The sequence below is a fragment of the Streptomyces sp. M92 genome, from assembly GCF_028473745.1.
Classification (GTDB): Bacteria; Actinomycetota; Actinomycetes; order Streptomycetales; family Streptomycetaceae; genus Streptomyces.
Genome location: NZ_CP101137.1, coordinates 3,388,486 through 3,404,433 on the forward strand (window position 1 = coordinate 3,388,486; position 15,948 = coordinate 3,404,433).

Annotated in this window: 14 protein-coding genes; 11 read left to right on the plus strand and 3 right to left on the minus strand. The window is 72.5% G+C overall.

The features are described 5' to 3' along the window. The first annotated feature begins 38 nt into the window (after positions 1-38). Complete coding sequence (locus M6G08_RS15485) at positions 39-1,208, plus strand: cysteine desulfurase family protein (protein WP_272587757.1); 1,170 nt, start codon at positions 39-41, stop codon at positions 1,206-1,208. A 12-nt stretch (positions 1,209-1,220) separates the two neighbouring features. On the opposite strand, the gene M6G08_RS15490 is transcribed toward M6G08_RS15485, so the two are convergent. Beyond that, positions 1,221-1,934 carry an N-acetylmuramoyl-L-alanine amidase gene (locus tag M6G08_RS15490; protein WP_272587758.1) on the minus strand — a complete coding sequence of 238 codons (714 nt, stop codon included), beginning with the start codon at positions 1,932-1,934 and terminating at the stop codon, positions 1,221-1,223. A 60-nt stretch (positions 1,935-1,994) separates the two neighbouring features. Here M6G08_RS15490 and mnmA point away from each other — a divergent pair, with 60 nt between their 5' ends. Beyond that, entirely contained in the window at positions 1,995-3,125 is a 1,131-nt protein-coding gene (mnmA, locus tag M6G08_RS15495; protein WP_272587759.1) for a tRNA 2-thiouridine(34) synthase MnmA, read from the plus strand. A 39-nt stretch (positions 3,126-3,164) separates the two neighbouring features. Here mnmA and M6G08_RS15500 read toward each other — a convergent pair whose 3' ends face one another. Continuing rightward, positions 3,165-3,944, minus strand: coding sequence for an alpha/beta fold hydrolase (locus M6G08_RS15500; RefSeq protein WP_272587760.1), 780 nt, complete (start codon positions 3,942-3,944; stop codon positions 3,165-3,167). A 37-nt stretch (positions 3,945-3,981) separates the two neighbouring features. Then, positions 3,982-4,323, minus strand: a complete 342-nt coding sequence (locus M6G08_RS15505; RefSeq protein WP_272587761.1) for a DUF427 domain-containing protein — start codon at positions 4,321-4,323, stop codon at positions 3,982-3,984. A gap of 91 nt (positions 4,324-4,414) precedes the next feature. Here M6G08_RS15505 and M6G08_RS15510 point away from each other — a divergent pair, with 91 nt between their 5' ends. From M6G08_RS15510 to gatB, 9 genes are all read left to right on the plus strand, one after another. Then, positions 4,415-4,954: an LOG family protein gene (locus M6G08_RS15510; RefSeq protein ID WP_272587763.1), complete on the plus strand. Its 540-nt coding sequence runs from the start codon at positions 4,415-4,417 to the stop codon at positions 4,952-4,954. A 27-nt stretch (positions 4,955-4,981) separates the two neighbouring features. Next, a complete protein-coding gene (locus tag M6G08_RS15515) occupies positions 4,982-5,671 on the plus strand; it encodes an SDR family oxidoreductase (protein WP_272587764.1) in 690 nt (229 codons plus the stop codon). Between the two features lie 178 nt (positions 5,672-5,849). Further along, positions 5,850-6,851, plus strand: a complete 1,002-nt coding sequence (locus tag M6G08_RS15520) for a methionine synthase (protein WP_272587765.1) — start codon at positions 5,850-5,852, stop codon at positions 6,849-6,851. Positions 6,852-6,866: 15 nt separating this feature from the next. After that, the gene (gene ligA / locus M6G08_RS15525) at positions 6,867-9,062 is read left to right on the plus strand and encodes an NAD-dependent DNA ligase LigA (protein WP_272587766.1); all 2,196 of its coding nucleotides are present in this window, start codon (positions 6,867-6,869) and stop codon (positions 9,060-9,062) included. A gap of 259 nt (positions 9,063-9,321) precedes the next feature. Beyond that, positions 9,322-11,676, plus strand: coding sequence for a putative bifunctional diguanylate cyclase/phosphodiesterase (locus tag M6G08_RS15530; protein WP_272587767.1), 2,355 nt, complete (start codon positions 9,322-9,324; stop codon positions 11,674-11,676). Between the two features lie 537 nt (positions 11,677-12,213). Beyond that, the gene (gatC, locus tag M6G08_RS15535; protein ID WP_003973500.1) at positions 12,214-12,510 is read left to right on the plus strand and encodes an Asp-tRNA(Asn)/Glu-tRNA(Gln) amidotransferase subunit GatC; all 297 of its coding nucleotides are present in this window, start codon (positions 12,214-12,216) and stop codon (positions 12,508-12,510) included. Positions 12,511-12,515: 5 nt separating this feature from the next. Continuing rightward, positions 12,516-14,009: an Asp-tRNA(Asn)/Glu-tRNA(Gln) amidotransferase subunit GatA gene (gene gatA, locus M6G08_RS15540; RefSeq protein ID WP_272587768.1), complete on the plus strand. Its 1,494-nt coding sequence runs from the start codon at positions 12,516-12,518 to the stop codon at positions 14,007-14,009. After that, the gene (locus M6G08_RS15545; RefSeq protein ID WP_030188427.1) at positions 14,006-14,245 is read left to right on the plus strand and encodes a hypothetical protein; all 240 of its coding nucleotides are present in this window, start codon (positions 14,006-14,008) and stop codon (positions 14,243-14,245) included. The genes gatA and M6G08_RS15545 overlap by 4 nt, the downstream gene beginning before the upstream one ends. Positions 14,246-14,260: 15 nt before the next feature. Beyond that, a complete protein-coding gene (gene gatB / locus M6G08_RS15550) occupies positions 14,261-15,775 on the plus strand; it encodes an Asp-tRNA(Asn)/Glu-tRNA(Gln) amidotransferase subunit GatB (protein WP_272587769.1) in 1,515 nt (504 codons plus the stop codon). Positions 15,776-15,948: the final 173 nt, after the last annotated feature.

A 15,948-nucleotide genomic window follows, 5' to 3' on the forward strand; every position in this document is an offset into this window, starting at 1 on the left:
GAGGCCCGGCGGAGCCGCCCCGTAGAATCGGCCCCACCATGGCTTACCTCGACCACGCCGCGACGACCCCGATGCTTCCCGAGGCAGTCGAGGCACTCACCGCGCACCTGAGCGCCACCGGCAACGCCTCCTCCCTCCACGCGTCCGGCCGCCGCGCACGGCGCACCGTCGAGGAGGCCCGCGAGACGCTCGCCGAGGCCCTCGGTGCCCGGCCCAGCGAGGTGGTCCTCACCTCCGGCGGCACCGAGGCCGACAACCTCGCGGTCAAGGGCCTGTACTGGGCCCGCCGCGACGCCGACCCGGCCCGCACCCGGGTCCTGGCCAGCCCCGTAGAGCACCACGCCGTCCTCGACGCCGTCCACTGGCTCGGCGAGCACGAGGGCGCGACGGTCGAGTACCTGCCCGTCGACCCCCACGGCCGCGTCCACCCCGAGGCGCTGCGCGAGGCCATCGCCCGAAACCCCGGCGACGTCGCCCTCGCCACCGTCATGTGGGCCAACAACGAGATCGGCACGATCATGCCGGTCCGTGAACTCGCCGATGCGGCGGCCGAGTTCGACGTGCCGCTGCACGCCGACGCGGTCCAGGCGTTCGGTCAGCTCCCGGTCGACTTCGCCGCCTCCGGGCTCGCCGCGATGACGGTTTCCGGCCACAAGATCGGCGGTCCGTACGGCATCGGCGCGCTGCTGCTGGGCCGCGAGTACAGCCCCGTACCGGTCCTGCACGGCGGCGGCCAGGAACGCCACGTCCGCTCCGGCACCCTCGACGTCCCCGCCGTAGCCTCCTTCGCGGTCGCCGGGCGCCTCGCCGCCGGGCAGCGCGAGTGGTTCGCCCGCGAGGTCGGCGCCCTGCGCGACGCTCTGGTCGCCGCGGTCCGCGCGGCCGTCCCGGACGCGATCCTCGGCGGCGACCCGGCACCGGAGGGCCGCCTGCCCGCCAACGCCCACTTCACCTTCCCGGGCTGCGAGGGCGACTCCCTCCTCCTCCTGCTCGACGCCCAGGGCATCGAATGTTCCACCGGCTCCGCCTGCACCGCGGGCGTCGCCCAGCCCAGCCACGTCCTGCTCGCCGCCGGCACCGACCCCGACCTGGCCCGCGGGACCCTGCGCTTCTCCCTCGGCCACACCTCCACCGAGGCGGACGTGGAGGCGCTCGCCAAGGCGATCGGCCCGGCGGTGGAGCGGGCACGGGCGGCAGGGCTGAGTTAGCCGGAGCCGGTGTCAGGCGCTCTGCGAGGTGCCGGGGGAGGGGGCACTCGTCGCCGCCCGCCGCACCAGCTCCAGGTACCGGTCCCAGTCCCAGTGCGGCCCCGGATCGGTGTGGTCGGTGCCCGGCACCTCCACGTGACCGATGATGTGCTCACGGTCCAGCGGTATGTCGTACCGCGCGCAGATCCCCGCCGTCAGCCGCGCCGATGCGGCGTACATCGCGTCGGTGAAGTCCTGCGGGCGGTCCACGAAACCCTCGTGCTCGATGCCGACACTGCGCTCGTTGTAGTCGCGGTTGCCCGCGTGGTAGGCGACGTCCAGCTCGCGGATCATCTGGGTGACCCGGCCGTCCTGCCCCACGATGTAGTGCGTGGCCGCCTTGTGCGCCGGGTTCTGGAACGCCTTCACCGCGCTCGCGAAGCTGCCCTGCGTGACATGGACGATCACCATGTCGATGCCGAAGTCGTCGGGCCGGTCGGCGCGCCGCCAGTTCTCGTCCGAGGCCGCCACCCAGCGGGCCGCGGTGTAGTCGACCGCACCCTCCTCGCGGGGCCGCTCCACGCCCGGAACGCGCCACCACAGGCGGGACAGCTCGTCGCGCGCCAGCACGGCGGTGCCCACGGCCGCCGCGGTGCCGCCGACGAGCAGCGCCCGCCGGCCGATGCGCCGGTCCCCGTCCTTGGACCCGCCGCCGGATGCGCCTGTGGATTCGTGCTTCGCCCCCATGTGACCGTGAACGCGTACTCGCGCGCTCCGGTTCCCGCCTCCCCGTACCCTGGAAGGGTTATGACTGACACCCCGCAGCGCACCCGTCCCCTCCGCGTCCTCGCCGCCATGTCGGGCGGCGTCGACTCCGCCGTCGCCGCCGCCCGCGCCGCCGAGGCGGGGCACGACGTGACCGGCGTCCACCTCGCCCTCTCCGCGAACCCGCAGTCCTTCCGCACCGGCGCGCGGGGCTGTTGCACCATCGAGGACTCGCGGGACGCCCGCCGCGCCGCGGACGTCATCGGCATCCCGTTCTACGTGTGGGACCTCGCCGACCGCTTCCGGGAGGACGTGGTCGAGGACTTCGTCGCCGAGTACGAGGCGGGCCGCACCCCGAACCCGTGCCTGCGCTGCAACGAGAAGATCAAGTTCGCCGCGCTGCTCGACAAGGCGCTGGCGCTCGGCTTCGACGCCGTCTGCACCGGCCACTACGCCCAGGTGATCCTCCGCGAGGACGGCACCCGCGAGCTGCACCGCGCGTCCGACATGGCCAAGGACCAGAGCTACGTCCTCGGCGTGCTCGACGACCGCCAGCTCGCCCACGCGATGTTCCCCCTCGGCGACACGGTCACCACCAAGGACGAAATCCGCGCGGAGGCCGAGCGCAGGGGCCTGGCCGTCGCCAAGAAGCCCGACTCGCACGACATCTGCTTCATCGCCGACGGCGACACCCAGGGCTTCCTGGCCGGGCGCCTCGGCAAGGCGGAGGGCGACATCGTCGACGAGGCGGGCAACCGGCTCGGCACCCACGAGGGCGCCTACGGGTACACCATCGGCCAGCGCAAGGGCCTCAGGATCGGCACCCCGGCCCCCGACGGCAAGCCGCGCTACGTCCTGGACATCTCCCCGGTGAACAACACCGTGACGGTCGGGCCGGCCGAGGCCCTGGACGTGGACGCCCTGCGCGCGGTCAAGCCCCGCTGGTGCGGCGCCGCCCCCACCGGTCCCGGCACCTACACCGCCCAGCTCCGCGCCCACGGCGGCGAGACCGAGGTGCGCGCGGAACCGGTCGACGGCGCCCTGGAGGTGACGTTCACCGAGCCGGTGCGCGGCGTCGCCCCCGGCCAGGCGATCGTGCTGTACGACGGCACACGCGTGGTGGGGTCGGCGACGATCGCGTCCACCACGCGCGCGCGGGCGGGCGCGGCCTGAGGGAAGGCGGCACCGCGCGGACCCTGACCTCCGCCCCGGTCACCGGCCGAAGAACTCCGTCAGCACCGGCGCGAGCATTCCCGGCTCCACCATGTGGGTCTGCCCCTCGACGGTGCCGTACGTGCCGTCCGCAGCCGCCTCGGCGACCGCGCGTGCCGCGTCGTGCCACCACGCGTCGCTCGCGCCGCCCGCGAGGGCCAGCACGGGTGCGCCGATCGAGGCGATCGCGTCACGCGGTACCCGGCTGTCGCCCATCGCGGCGTCGTCGTACGCCAGACTCGGCGCCACCGACTCCATCCCCGCCCACATGGGAGACTGCCGGGCACCCCGGATCATCTCCTCACCCAACCCGGTGTGGCGCAGGAACAGCTCCACCGCGTCCCCGCGCCGCCCCTGCCCCAGCGCCTCGGTCAGCCGCTCGGTGTACTCGGCCGCGGCCCGCGCGGCGGCGTCGTCCATGGCGTACGGCACCTCGTACACCGCGACCCGGCGCACGGGCAGCCCGCTCGCCGCCGCCCGGAGCGCCAGCGCGCCGCCCGACGACATGCCGTACAACGACGCCTCGCCGCCCACCGCCTCGATCAGCGCCGCCAGGTCCTCGATCTCGCGCTCCACCGCGTAGGGCGCGGTGTCGCCGCTCGCGCCGCGCCCCCGGCGGTCGTACACGGTGACGTCGAGGCGCCCCGCCAGCCCGGCGGCCAGCGGCGCCATCGTGGCGCCCGTCGACATGGCGCCGCTGACGAGCACGACCGCCGGTCCCCGTCCCGAGCGCTCGTAGGCGATCAGGGTGCCGTCACGTGAAACAGTCGTCTTCTCCATGCCTGTGCAGACTGCCGCACGGTGGGCCATTCATCGTTCAGGACACCTCGACGTCGTAGAAACAGAGGTGCCCCTCGATCTCCGCCACCTCCGGCTTCGGGTCCGGGTACGCCCAGACCAGGTCCGCCGCGTCCGGCAGCGACCAGTAGGAGGCGTCCCCCTTGAAGGGGCAGTGGGTGGTCGTGGCGGACGGCGACAGCAGGTCGGTCCGCACGTCGCCGGCCGGGATGTAGTACCGGTCCGGACAGCCCGTCTCGTGCAGCACCAGCGCCGCGTCGCTCTCCGCCAGCACCTGCCCGCCGTGCACCACGCGCACGTGCCGCTCGCTCGGCTCGACGGTGATGCGGTGTCCCTTGAGTCCCTTGAGTCCCTCGGTCACGGTCGTCCTCCTGGTGGCAGTGGTCTCCGTCACTACAGCGTCCCCGTGGGCCCGGTTCTTCCCCTCCGGACCGGGCCGTACGGTGGACGCCATGAACATCTGCGTCTTCCTCTCCGCCGCCGACCTCGACGAGCGCTACACACGCCCCGCGCGGGAGTTCGCCGAACTGCTCGGCAAGGGCGGTCACACCCTCGTCTGGGGCGGCTCCGACGTCGGTCTGATGAAGGTCGTCGCCGACGGGGTCCAGGAGGCCGGGGGACGCCTGCTCGGGGTCTCGGTCGACTTCCTGGCGGCCAAGGCGCGCGAGGGCGCCGACGAGATGGTGATCGCGCCGGACCTCGCCGAACGCAAGCGGCTGCTGCTGGAGAAGGCCGACGCCGTGGTGATCATGGTGGGCGGCACCGGCACGCTGGACGAGGCCACCGAGATCCTGGAGCTGAAGAAGCACGGGCACACCGACAAGCCCGTCGTCCTGCTCAACACGGCGGGCTTCTACGACGGACTCAAGGAGCAGTTCCGCCGCATGGAGGACGAGGGCTTCCTGCCCCGCCCCCTCACCGAGCTGGTCTTCTTCGCCGAGGAGCCGGTCGGCGCGCTCGCCTACCTGGAGGAGAGCCAGGGCATCGAGTGAGCCGCCGGTGATGCGAGCATGGCGGGCATGGCTACACATGTGATCACCGGAGCGGGCTCCGGCATCGGCGCGGCCGTCGCCCGCCGCCTGCACGAACGCGGCGACGAGATCGTGCTCCACGCGCGCGACGCGGGCCGCGCGAAGGAACTGGCGGCCGCGCTCCCCGGCGCGAGGACGCTGGTCGGCGACCTGGCGGACCCGGACAAGCTCTCCTGGGCGTTCTCCCACCAGACGCTGCCCGACCGCGTGGACTCCCTGCTGCACATCGCCGGCGTCGTCGACCTCGGCCCGGTCGGCGACCTCACCCCGAAGACCTGGCGGGGCCAGCTCAACGTCAACCTGGTCGCCCCCGCCGAGCTGACCCGCCTCTTCCTGCCCCAGCTCCGCGTCGCCCAGGGCCACGTGCTGTTCGTCAACTCCGGCTCGGGCCTCAACGCCCACGCCGGCTGGTCCGCGTACGCCGCCTCCAAGCACGGCCTGAAGGCCCTCGCCGACTCCCTCCGCCACGAGGAGCACGCCCACGGCGTCCGCGTCACCTCCGTCTACCCCGGCCGCACCGCCAGCCCCATGCAGGCCAAGGTTCACCGGCAGGAGGGCAAGGAGTACGACCCCGCGCAGTGGATCGACCCCGAGTCGGTGGCCACGACGATCCTGATGGCGCTGGACCTCCCGAGGGACGCGGAGGTCAACGACCTGACGGTGCGCCCGGGACGGTAAGTACCGGTCTTTCAGCCCGTCCGGCGTTTGAGGACGAGGCCCGTTCAGGGCCGAAGCGGGGGTCCGGGGGCGCAGCCCAGGGGACGAGACGGGAAGGGGCGGCGGGGGCGAAACCCCGCCCGCGCCACCGGCGCGACCACCCCCGCCCCGCCGTCGGAGACCTGCGTACGCTTCCCCCGTGAACGACAACCCCCGCTTCGGCCCCGCCACCGGCATCGGCTCCCTGCCTGGCCAGGACGCCCGCGAGGCCGCGAAAACCAGCACCGGCACCTTCGAGGACTTCCCCTTCCTCCCGGAACTGCCCGCCCGCGGCCCCGGCGCCGACATGATCGGCCGCACCGCCGGCCTGCTCGTCGAGCTGTACGCGCGGGTGGAACCCAGCGGCTGGCGCCTCGGCGACCATCCCGGCCGGGACACCAAACGGGCCCGCTCCTGGCTCGGGGAGGACCTCGACGCCCTGGAGGAGTTCACCCAGGGCTACGAGGGCCCGCTCAAGGTCCAGGCCGTCGGCCCCTGGACCCTCGCCGCCGCCCTGGAGCTGCGCAACGGAGAGGCCGTCCTCTCCGACGCCGGCGCCTGCCGCGACCTCGCCGCCTCGCTCGCCGAGGGCCTGCGCCTGCACCTGGCCGAGGTGCGGCGCCGGGTGCCCGGCGCCCGCGTCGTCCTCCAGCTCGACGAGCCGTCCCTCACCGCCGTGCTGCGCGGCCGGGTGCGCACCGCCAGCGGCTACCGCACCCACCGCGCCGCCGACCGGCAGGTCGTCGAGTCCGCCCTCCGCGACCTCGTCGCCGTCCACGCCGACGGCCCGGTCGTCGTCCACTCCTGCGCCCCCGAAGTGCCCTTCGCCCTGCTGCGCCGGGCGGGCGTCGCCGGCGTCTCCTTCGACTTCTCGCTCCTCACCGAGCGTGACGACGAGGCGATCGGCGAGGCGGTCGAGGGCGGCACCCACCTGTTCGCCGGTGTCGTCCCGGGCACGGACACCGCATTGTCAGACCCTGCCGGTAGCGTCATGGGTGTCAGAACGCTGTGGCGCAGGCTGGGGCTGCATCCGGGGCTTCTCGCGGAGGCAGTCACCGTCACGCCGTCGTGCGGACTCGCGGGCGCGTCCCCCGAGTACGCCCGCCGGGCCCTCGCCCACTGCGTCCGGGCGACGAGATCCCTCGCGGACAACCCAGAGTAACGGGAGGACCACACGGTGGCCGGCGACAAGCAAGCGGAGACGACGAACGTGCCCGCCGAGGCACGCGAGAAGCACGTGCAGCTCGCTGAGCAGATCGAGGAGCACCGCTTCCGGTACTACGTGAACGACGCCCCCGTCGTCAGCGACGCGGACTTCGACCGGCTGCTGCGATCCCTGGAGGAGCTGGAGGAGCAGTACCCGGAGCTGCGCACCCCGGACTCCCCGACCCAGAAGGTCGCCGGGTCCTACGAGACGGAGTTCACGGCCGTCGAGCACCGCTCCCGCATGCTCTCCCTCGACAACACCTTCAACGACGAGGAGATGGCCGCCTGGACCGAGCGCATCGCCAAGGAGCTGGGCGAGCAGGAGTACCACTTCCTGTGCGAGCTGAAGGTCGACGGACTCGCCGTCAACCTCACCTACGAACGCGGCCGCCTCGTCCGCGCCGCCACCCGCGGCGACGGCCGCACCGGCGAGGACATCACCCCCAACGTCCGCACCATCACCGAGATCCCGGACCGCCTGAAGGGCGACGAGGTCCCCGACCTCGTGGAGATCCGCGGTGAGGTCTACTTCCCGATGGAGAAGTTCCAGGAGCTCAACGCCCGGTTGAACGAGGCGGGGGACAAGCCCTTCGCCAACCCGCGCAACGCGGCGGCCGGTTCGCTGCGCCAGAAGGACCCGCGCGTCACCGCCACTCGCCCGCTGCACATGGTGGTCCACGGCATCGGCGTCCTGGAGGGGTACAAGGGCATGACCCGCCTCTCCCAGGCCTACGACCTGCTCAAGACCTGGGGCCTGCCCACCTCCCCGCACAACAGGGTGGTCGACGGCCTCGACGGCGTACGCGAGTTCATCGCCCACTACGGCGAGAACCGGCACTCGGTGGCCCACGAGATCGACGGTGTCGTCGTCAAGCTCGACGAGATCCGCCTTCAGGGACGCCTCGGCTCCACGGCCCGCGCGCCCCGCTGGGCCATCGCTTACAAGTACGCGCCGGAGGAGGTCAACACCAAGCTCGTCGACATCAAGGTCGGTGTCGGCCGCACCGGCCGCGTCACTCCGTACGCGCAGGTCGAGCCGGTCACCGTGGCCGGCAGCGAGGTGGAGTTCGCCACGCTGCACAACCAGGAGGTCGTCAAGGCCAAGGGCGTCCTCATCGGCGACACCGTGGTGCTGCGCAAGGCCGGTGACGTCATCCCGGAGATCCTCGGCCCGGTCGCCGACCTGCGGGACGGCGGCGAGCGGGAGTTCGTGATGCCGGCCGAGTGCCCCGAGTGCGGGACGCCGCTGCGGGCCATGAAGGAGGGCGACATCGACCTCCGCTGCCCCAACGCCCGCACCTGCCCGGCCCAGTTGCGCGAGCGCGTCGCCTACCTCGCCGGCCGTGAGTGCCTGGACATCGAGCACTTCGGCGGTGTCGTGGCGGCCGCGCTGACCGGGCCCCTGGAGCCGGCCGACCCGCCGCTGGTGGACGAGGGCGACCTCTTCGACCTCACCGTCGAGAAACTGCTGCCCATCAAGGCGTACGTCCTCGACCCGGACAGCGGACTGCCCAGGCGCGACCCCAAGACGGGCGAGGAGAAGATCGCCACGGTCTTCGCCAACAAGGAGGGCGAGCCGAAGAAGAACACGCTCGCCCTGCTCAAGTACATCGAGGAGGCCAAGACCCGCCCGCTGGCCCGCTTCATCAACGGCCTGTCCATCCGGTACGTGGGTCCGGTCGCCGCCCAGGCGCTGGCCCGGGAGTTCCGCTCCATCGACCGGATCGAGCAGGCCACCGAGGAGGAGCTGGCGCTCGCGGACGGAGTGGGCGGCACCATCGCCGCCGCGGTCAAGGAGTGGTTCGCCGAGGACTGGCACCGCGAGATCGTCCGTAAGTGGAAGGCGGCCGGAGTTCCGCTGGAGGAGCAGTCGACCGGCGAGGACGAGGGCCCGCGCCCGCTGGAGGGACTCACCGTCGTCGTCACCGGCACCCTGGAGAACTTCACCCGGGACGGAGCGAAGGACGCCCTGCAGAGCAGGGGCGCCAAGGTGACCGGATCGGTCTCCAAGAAGACCTCGTTCGTCGTGGTCGGTGACAATCCAGGGTCCAAATACGACAAGGCCATGCAAGTGAAGGTGCCGGTTCTGAACGAGGACGGTTTCACCGTCCTGCTGGAGCAGGGACCCGAGGCGGCGGCCGAAGTCGCGCTTTCGGCCGAGGAATAGCGGTTGAAGGCCACCCGATCGGCGCATACCAGATGCATACGGGAGGCCGGGTCGCATTCGGGCAACCGTCGACGACCGGTGCCCCTGGAAGCCTTCCGCGGCCTACTGTTGAGGTGTGCGCCTGCCGTGCCCAGCTGCGGCCGGGGCATTCCCCTGCTCCGGAGGGGCAAGGGGAAGGGTCTTCCAACGCGGAGCCGTTGAGGGTGGTCGAGGCGGGGGCCGCGTGGCGTGGGCACCGCCGGCTGTGAGAGGGACGGGAATGGAACCGACCGAGAGCGCCGCCGAAGGCTCACGGCTGCGCCTGCGCCGCATGGTGGGCGCGTGGCCCGTGAGCCGGTGGTTCGGGCAGCGGGGCGGTGGCGCACCGCGTCCGGCCGCGGACGCCCGTGCCTCAGCGTCGCCGCCCGGCCACGGCTTCGCCCCGTCGGCGACCGGCCGGGGTCCGGCCCCCTCGGCGACGGGCCACGGCTCGGTTCCGCCGCCGACCGGCCACGGCCGGGCGTGGTCGTCCGACGGCCACGGCTCGGAAAGGGCGGTCGACGGCCCCGGCCCGGACGGTGAACGGCACCTGTCCTGGCCCGCGTTGCCCTCGGCGGTCGTCGCGGCCGCCGCCTTCGTGCTGGGCGCCGGCTTCTACCGGGCGTTCACCGGCGGCCACGCGCTCTTCCCGTCCGGCACCGCCGGCTGGGCGCTGGCCGTGCTGACCGGCATCGTCGTCGGCCACCTGGTCATGCTCGGCCGCTCCCGCTGGTGGGGCGGCACCGGTTCCGGCGCCGCCCTCACCCTGGCCGTCCTGCTGCTGTACGGCTGGGTTCCGGCCGGCATGGTCAGCCTCACCGTCGTCGTCCTGGTCGGCATAGCCCGGCGGGGCCGCTGGCGGCACGGCGTCCTGCACGGCGCGGTGGACATCCTCGGCATCGCCGCGGGGGCGACGCTGCTCGGTGTCTGCGGCTCCGTGCCGTCCGTGGAGGAACCCTGGGACCCGCACACCTGGGGGGTGTACGCGGCGCCCAAGGTGGTGCTCGTCGCCGTCGCCTACCTCGCCGTCACCCGAGCCCTGCTGTGGTACCTCCAGGCGCCGCGGGCCGGTCTGCCCACCGTGGCCCGCACCGCCCTCGTCAGACAGGGCCTGGTCGCCGTGGCACTGCTCGGCATCGCCCCGCTGGTCTGCGTGGTGGCCGTCGCCAAGCCGCTGCTGCTGCCGCTGTTCGCCATTCCGCTGATCGCCCTCGACTACACGCTGTGGATCGCCCGCGCCCGCGCCGAGGAGCAGCTGCGCGACCCGCTCACCGGCCTGCCCAACCGGCAGTGGCTGCTGGAGCGCACCTGGACCGCGCTGGACGACGCCGAGCGCATCGGCGCCCGCGCCGCCCTGATGCTGATCGACCTCGACCGCTTCCGTTCGGTCAACGACACCCTCGGACACCTCGCCGGCGACCGGTTGCTGCTGCAGACCGCCGACCGGCTGCGGCAGGCCCTGCCGCGCGGGGCGGAGGCCGCGCGGCTCGGCGGCGACGAGTTCGCCGTCTTACTGCCCGTCGCCGACTCGACCACGTCGGCGACCCGGATCGCCCGGGGGCTGGTCGGCGCGCTCAGCTCCCCGATGGACCTCGACGGGCTCACCCTCGTCCTGGAGGCCAGCGCCGGTGTCGCGGTCTTCCCCGACCACGCGCTGGACGCCGAGGGGCTGCTGCGCCGTGCGGACGTGGCGATGTACCAGGCGAAGCGGGACCGCACGGGCGTCGAGGTCTACGAGTCCAAGCGGGACTCCAACACCCCGGACCGGCTCGGTCTCCTCGGCGACCTGCGCCGCGCCCTGGACGCCCACGAGGTGCAGTTGCACTACCAGCCCAAGGTCCGCTTCGACGGACACGTGGCCGGTCTGGAGGCGCTGGTGCGGTGGGTGCACCCGGAGCGGGGCAAGGTGCCGCCGGACGAGTTCATAGCGATCGCGGAGTCGTCCGGGCTGATGCCCCATCTCACCGAGTACGTACTGGAGACGGCGCTCGAACAGGTCGCCCACTGGCGTTCCCAGGGCCTGTTCGTGCCGGTCGCGGTCAACGTCTCCCCGCGCGACGTGCACACCCCCGGCTTCGCCGGCTCGGTCGCCGCCCGGCTGGCCCGGCACGGCGTCCCGGCGGGAGCGCTCCAACTGGAGATCACCGAGCACGTCCTCCTGGAGGACCCGCAGCGCGCCGCCGACACCCTCAACGCCCTGACCGGGCACGGCGTCAAGATGTCCCTGGACGACTTCGGCACCGGCTACTCCTCCCTCGTCCACCTGCGCCGCCTGCCGGTCAGCGAGCTGAAGATCGACCGTTCCTTCGTGGCCCGGCTGGCCGTCGACACCGAGGACGCCGAGATTGTGCGCTGCACCGTCGACCTCGCGCACTCCCTCGGCCTGCTGGTCGTCGCCGAGGGCGTGGAGGACGACGAGACCTGGGAACGCCTGCGCGACCTCGGCTGCGACGCCGTACAGGGCTGGCTGGTCGCCGCCGCGATGCCGCCGGAGGAGACCACCGCCTGGCTGCTGGCCCGCGGCGCCCGCGGCTGGCAGCGCCCCGCCGCCGCGCTCCCCGCGGCAGCGGGGGACGACCCGGGCCGGGTCGGCTGACGTTTGACGCCCGGTCCGGGGCACGGCGGCCTGCGGCCCGGTCACCTGTGGCCTTTCGTCTTCGTGTGTGCCCCGGCAGTCGTGCGGGACCTGGGGCGTGCCCGTGGCTGAGCGGTGGCGGGGGTGACCCGGGCCGGGTCGGCTGACGTTCCGCGCCAGGGCCGGGATGCCCAGGGCACGCTGCCCGCGGCCCGGTCACCCGTGGCCTTCCGCCTGCGTGTGTGCCCCGGCAGCCGTGCGGGACCCGGGGCGTGCCCGTGGCTGAGCGGTGGCGGGGGTGACCTGGGCCGGGTCGGCTGAGGTTTGGTGCCAGGGCCGGGGTGCCGGGGGCGTGCTGTCTGTGGTCCGGTCACCTGTGGCCTTCCGCCTGCGTGTGTGCCCCGGCAGCCGTGCGGGACCCGGGGCGCGCGCCGTGCCTGAGCGGGTGGCGGGGGAAACCGTTTCACGGGCACGGGGCGGCGCCCCATAGGATTGGGCCAAACCGACTTGCCAAAGCCGATTTGCCCCAACCACACACTCACCCCAGAGGAACGCTGCATGCCTGGCATCACGCGCGAGGAGGTCGCCCACCTCGCCCGGCTGGCGCGTCTGGAGCTGAAGCCCGAAGAGCTCGAGCACTTCGCGGGACAGCTGGACGACATCATCGGCGCGGTCGCCCGCGTCAGTGAGGTCGCCGACCAAGACGTACCGCCGACCTCGCACCCGCTCCCGCTGACGAACGTCATGCGGCCGGACGAGGTCCGTCCGTCGCTCACGCCCGAGCAGGCGCTCTCCGGCGCCCCGGCCCAGGAGCAGCAGCGTTTCAAGGTGCCGCAGATCCTGGGGGAGGAGTAACCGCCATGAGCGACATCATCAAGCTCACCGCGGCCGAGATCGCCGCGAAGATCGCCGCCGGCGAGCTGACGGCCGTCGAGGTCACCGAGGCCCACCTGGCCCGCATCGAGGCCGTCGACGAGAAGGTGCACGCCTTCCTGCACGTCGACCGCGAGGGCGCCCTCGCCCAGGCCCGCGCCGTGGACGCCAAGCGCCAGCGCGGCGAGAAGCTCGGCCCGCTGGCCGGCGTGCCGCTCGCGCTCAAGGACATCTTCACCACCGAGGGCGTGCCCACGACCGTCGGCTCGAAGATCCTCGAGGGCTGGCTCCCGCCGTACGACGCGACCGTCACCAAGCGCCTCAAGGCCGCCGACGTCGTCATCCTCGGCAAGACCAACATGGACGAGTTCGCCATGGGGTCCTCGACGGAGAACAGCGCGTACGGCCCGACCGGCAACCCGTGGGACCTCACCAAGATCCCCGGCGGTTCCGGCGGCGGCTCCTCCGCCGCCCTCGCCGCCTTCCAGGCGCCGCTCGCCATCGGCACCGACACCGGCGGCTCCATCCGCCAGCCCGCGGCCGTCACCGGCACGGTCGGCGTCAAGCCGACGTACGGCGGCGTCTCGCGCTACGGCATGGTGGCCTTCTCCTCCTCCCTCGACCAGGGCGGCCCCTGCGCCCGCACGGTCCTGGACGCGGCCCTGCTGCACGAGGTGATCGCCGGGCACGACCCGATGGACTCCACGTCGATCGACGCGCCGGTCCCCGCGGTCGTCGAGGCGGCCCGCAACGGCAGCGTGCAGGGCATGCGCGTCGGCGTCGTCAAGCAGTTCCGCGGCGAGGGCTACCAGGCCGGCGTCGTCCAGCGCTTCGACGAGTCCGTCGAGCTGCTGAAGGAGCTGGGCGCCGAGATCGTCGAGCTGGACTGCCCGTCCTTCGACCTCGCGCTCTCCGCGTACTACCTGATCGCCCCCTCCGAGTGCTCCTCCAACCTCGCCCGCTTCGACGGCCTGCGCTACGGCCTCCGTACCGGCGACGACGGCACGCACTCCGCGGAGGAGGTCACCTCCCTGACCCGCGAGGCCGGCTTCGGCCCCGAGGTCAAGCGCCGCGTCATGCTCGGCACGTACGCCCTGTCGAGCGGCTACTACGACGCGTACTACGGCAGCGCCCAGAAGGTCCGCACCCTCATCAAGCAGGAGTTCGAGCGGGCCTTCGAGCAGGTCGACGTGATCGTCTCCCCGACGACCCCGACCACCGCCTTCGCGATCGGCGAGCGCGCCGACGATCCGATGGCGATGTACCTGGCCGACCTGTGCACCATCCCCACCAACCTGGCGGGCAACGCGGCCATGTCGCTGCCCTGCGGCCTCGCGCCGGAGGACAACCTGCCGGTGGGTCTGCAGATCATCGCCCCCGCCATGAAGGACGACCGGCTCTACAAGGTCGGCGCCGCCGTCGAGGCCGCCTTCGTGGAAAAGTGGGGCCACCCGCTGATCGAGGAGGCACCGTCGCTGTGAGCGCACTGTCCAAGGCCAAGGGCTTCAAGAAGTCCAAGTCCGGTCTGTACGTCTCGATGGCCACCTCGGCGTTCGGCGCCGTCGGGGTCTACAAGCAGATCAAGAAGGCGCGTGGCGAGAGTGACACGCTGCGGCTGCTCGACGCCGTCGTGACCGGCGCCGCCGTCGTCACCAACCTCGCCATCCTCTACCGCGAGCTGAAGCGCCTGGGCGACGACGACGTCCTGCTGGGCTGAGAGGGAAGTTACACCGTGACCACCACGACCGACCTGGTGTCGTACGAGGACGCGCTGGCGTCGTACGACCCCGTCATGGGCCTCGAGGTCCATGTCGAACTCGGCACCAAGACCAAGATGTTCTGCGGCTGTTCGACCGCGCTCGGCGCCGACCCGAACACCCAGACCTGCCCCGTCTGCCTCGGCATGCCCGGCGCGCTCCCGGTCGTCAACGCGACCGGCGTCGAGTCGGCGATCAAGATCGGTCTCGCGCTGAACTGCGAGATCGCCGAGTGGTGCCGCTTCGCCCGGAAGAACTACTTCTATCCGGACATGCCGAAGAACTTCCAGACCTCCCAGTACGACGAGCCGATCGCCTTCGACGGCTACCTCGACGTGCAGCTGGAGGACGGGGAGACCTTCCGCGTCCAGATCGAGCGCGCCCACATGGAGGAGGACACCGGCAAGTCGACGCACGTCGGCGGCGCGACGGGCCGTATCCACGGCGCCTCGCACTCCCTCCTCGACTACAACCGCGCCGGCATCCCGCTCATCGAGATCGTCACCAAGCCGATCGAGGGAGCGGGCGAGCGCGCCCCCGAGGTCGCCCGGGCGTACGTCCGTGAGCTGCGCGAGCTCATCCGCGCCCTCGGCGTCTCCGAGGCCCGCATGGAGATGGGCCAGATGCGCTGCGACGTGAACCTGTCGCTGCGCCCGAACGGCACCGAGAAGTTCGGCACCCGCAGCGAGACGAAGAACGTCAACTCGCTGCGCTCCGTCGAGCGCGCGGCCCGCTTCGAGATCCAGCGCCACGCGGCGGTGCTGGGCGGCGGCGGCACGATCATCCAGGAGACCCGCCACTTCCACGAGGACACGGGGTCCACGACCTCCGGCCGCGTGAAGGAGGAGGCGGAGGACTACCGGTACTTCCCGGAGCCCGACCTGGTGCCGGTCGCCCCGTCCCGCGAGTGGGTCGAGGAGATCCGTTCCGCGCTGCCCGAGCTGCCGCTGGTGCGCCGCAACCGGCTCCGCGAGGAGTGGGGGATCTCCGGCACCGACATGCAGTCGATCCTCAACGCCGGCGCGCTGGACCCGATCGTCGCCACGATCGACGCCGGTGCCGACGCGGCCTCCGCCCGCAAGTGGTGGATGGGCGAGCTGGCCCGCGCCGCCAACGAGTCCGGCAAGGCGCTCGACGAGCTGGCGATCACGCCGGCCCAGGTGGCCCGCGTCGCCGAGCTGGTCACCAAGGGCGACCTGAACGACAAGCTGGCCCGCCAGGTCATCGAGGGCGTCCTCGCCGGTGAGGGCACCCCGGACGAGGTCGTCGACAAGCGCGGCCTGAAGGTCGTCTCCGACGAGGGCGCGCTCACCACCGCGGTCGAGGAGGCCATCGCCGGCAACCCGGCCATCGCCGACAAGATCCGCGGCGGCAAGGTGGCCGCGGCCGGCGCCCTGGTCGGCGCGGTCATGAAGGCGACCCGGGGTCAGGCGGACGCGGCCCGCGTCAAGGAGCTGATCCTGGAGAAGCTGGGAGTCTCCGAAGGCTGAGCACCTCCGCGGCCCGGCACCGATGGCCCTGGGGAACACGTCACCACGACGAGTTCCCCAGGGCCGTTGTTGTGAATAAGCCCACTAAATCCGCAAACGATCACGTCCGCCTGCAAGAGTGACTTTGCATTGCTCATGCGTTCTTTGCGGGCCGTTCACACCAAGGACGACTG

Excerpts from the sequence above, each read along its gene's own strand:
- M6G08_RS15485 (WP_272587757.1), top strand. The coding sequence starts at position 39 with ATGGCTTACCTCGACCACGCCGCGACGACCCCGATGCTTCCCGAGGCA.
- M6G08_RS15490 (WP_272587758.1), bottom strand. The coding sequence starts at position 1,934 with ATGGGGGCGAAGCACGAATCCACAGGCGCATCCGGCGGCGGGTCCAAG.
- mnmA (WP_272587759.1), top strand. The coding sequence starts at position 1,995 with ATGACTGACACCCCGCAGCGCACCCGTCCCCTCCGCGTCCTCGCCGCC.
- M6G08_RS15500 (WP_272587760.1), bottom strand. The coding sequence starts at position 3,944 with ATGGAGAAGACGACTGTTTCACGTGACGGCACCCTGATCGCCTACGAG.
- M6G08_RS15510 (WP_272587763.1), top strand. The coding sequence starts at position 4,415 with ATGAACATCTGCGTCTTCCTCTCCGCCGCCGACCTCGACGAGCGCTAC.
- M6G08_RS15515 (WP_272587764.1), top strand. The coding sequence starts at position 4,982 with ATGGCTACACATGTGATCACCGGAGCGGGCTCCGGCATCGGCGCGGCC.
- M6G08_RS15530 (WP_272587767.1), top strand. The coding sequence starts at position 9,322 with ATGGAACCGACCGAGAGCGCCGCCGAAGGCTCACGGCTGCGCCTGCGC.
- gatC (WP_003973500.1), top strand. The coding sequence starts at position 12,214 with ATGCCTGGCATCACGCGCGAGGAGGTCGCCCACCTCGCCCGGCTGGCG.
- gatA (WP_272587768.1), top strand. The coding sequence starts at position 12,516 with ATGAGCGACATCATCAAGCTCACCGCGGCCGAGATCGCCGCGAAGATC.